Raw genomic sequence first — 1,914 nt, 5'->3', positions numbered from 1 at the left:
CTACCACGCTGTCCCGACTGTCGACACGGCGGTCAAATGCGTCGATGCCGGCGTTGACGGCCTCGTGGTCGAGGGCGCGGAGGGCGGAGGCTTCAAGAACCCCGAGGAGGTCTCGACCCTGGTGCTGCTGCAGGCGATCCGGGCGCGGGTCGACGTGCCGCTGATCGCCGCCGGCGGCATCTGCGACGGACGCGGCATGGCCGCCGCCTTCGCCCTCGGGGCCGAGGCCGTGCAGATGGGCACCCGCTTCGTCAGCGCCGCGGAAAGCCCGGTGCACGCCAATTACAAGGCCGCGATCACGGGCGCCAAGGAGACCGGCACCTGGGTGCTGAACAAGAAGGCCAGCCCCTGCATCCGCGCCTTGAAGTCCGAGCGCACGAAGGAAATCCATGACGCCGGCCTGATGCCGCCCGACGCCCTGGAGGGCATTCTGGGCGTGTATTTCGGCGGCGACATGGAGGCCGCCCCGGCTCTGGCAGGCCAGACGGTCGGACTGATCGACGAGGTGAAGTCGGCCGCCCAGATCATCGACGAGACCGTCGCCCAGTTCTTCGACATCACCCAGCGGCTGGGCGCGCTCAGCGCCGGCCGCAGTTTCTGAAAGACCAGTCCATGATGCAGAACCTGTTTTCCCTGAAGGGCCGCGTGGCCCTGGTCACCGGCGGCTCGCGCGGCATCGGCAAGATGATCGCCGAGGGCTTCCTGACCTACGGCGCGCGCCGAGTCTATGTCTCGGCCCGCAAGGCCGCCGCCTGCGACGCGACGGCCGAGGAGCTGTCGGCGATCGGCGAGTGCATCTCGCTGCCGGCCGACGTCTCGACGCTGGAAGGCATCAACGGCCTGGTGGCGCGGATCGCCGAGCGGGAGGACAAGCTGGACATTCTCGTGAATAACGCCGGCGCCGCCTGGGGCGCGCCGTTCGACGAATTCCCCGAGAGCGGCTGGGACAAGGTCGTGGACCTGAACATGAAGACGCCGTTCTTCCTGACCCAGGCGCTGATCGGCCACCTGCGGGCGGCGGGCAAGGACCACGTGGCCAAGGTGATCAACATCGCCTCGATCGACGGCCAGTCGGTGACCCATGACGAGACCTATCCGTACGGCGCGTCCAAGGCCGGCCTGCTGCACATGACCAAGCGGATGGCCCTGCGCCTGGCGGTCGACAACATCGCGGTCAGCTGCATCGCGCCGGGGGCCTTCGCCTCGGACATGAACAAGGTCGCTCGCGACCATTCCGATGCGGTGTCGAAGTCCATCCCGGCGGGCCGGATCGGCACGACCGAGGACATGGCGGGCACGGCGATCTTCCTGGCCTCGCGGGCTGGGGACTATGTGACGGGCTCGGCCGTCACGGTGGACGGCGGGGTCAGCTTCGCGCGCTAGGGCGCTCAGGGCTTGCCCGGGCTGGGGAAGCCCCCCAGCTCGGCCGGTTCGGCGTCGCTGAGCTCGACGCCGGCGTTGGAGCCGCAGCCGATCGGCTTGGGCGGGCGGGCGCCGCGTTCGCGGGCCGACATCAGGGCCCAGCCGCCGGGCTTGAGGATCTCCAGCGGCGAGAAGCGCGCCTTGTAGGCCATCTTCTCGCTGCCCGGCACCCAGTAGCCCAGATAGACGTAGGGCAGGCTGTTGAGCTGGGCCTGCAGGATGTGATCCAGGATGATGAACGAGCCCAGGCTGCGCTTGGTCAGGCTGGGATCGTAAAAACTGTAGACCAGCGACAGACCGTCGGCGAGCACGTCGACCAGCACGCAGGCGATCAGGTCGCCGGGGCCGCGATCCTGCGAGCGCAGGCGGTATTCGATCAGGTGGGTGCGGACCGCCGTGTCCTCGACCATGGCCACATAGTCGGGCCAGGTCATCTCGGCCATGCCGCCGTCGGCGTGGCGGGTCAGCAGGTAGCGGCGCAGCAGCTCGAAC

Annotated in this window: 2 protein-coding genes and 1 pseudogene; 2 read left to right on the top strand and 1 reads right to left on the bottom strand. The window is 68.9% G+C overall.

What is annotated here, in order from left to right:
- Nucleotides 1-601 (top strand): NAD(P)H-dependent flavin oxidoreductase (locus AC1DZ6_RS24340; RefSeq protein ID WP_477099676.1); only part of this gene is annotated, 601 nt, incomplete at its 5' end.
- Nucleotides 602-615: 14 nt separating this feature from the next.
- Nucleotides 616-1,383, top strand: coding sequence for an SDR family oxidoreductase (locus tag AC1DZ6_RS24335; protein WP_477099677.1), 768 nt, complete (start codon nt 616-618; stop codon nt 1,381-1,383).
- Between the two features lie 5 nt (nt 1,384-1,388).
- On the opposite strand, the pseudogene AC1DZ6_RS24330 reads toward AC1DZ6_RS24335, so the two are convergent.
- Nucleotides 1,389-1,914, bottom strand: a pseudogene (locus AC1DZ6_RS24330) (arginyltransferase); the annotation flags it as partial.

The sequence above is a fragment of the Caulobacter sp. P1_B12_2 genome, assembly GCF_056406675.1.
This window is presented reverse-complemented; position numbering and strand designations above follow the sequence as displayed.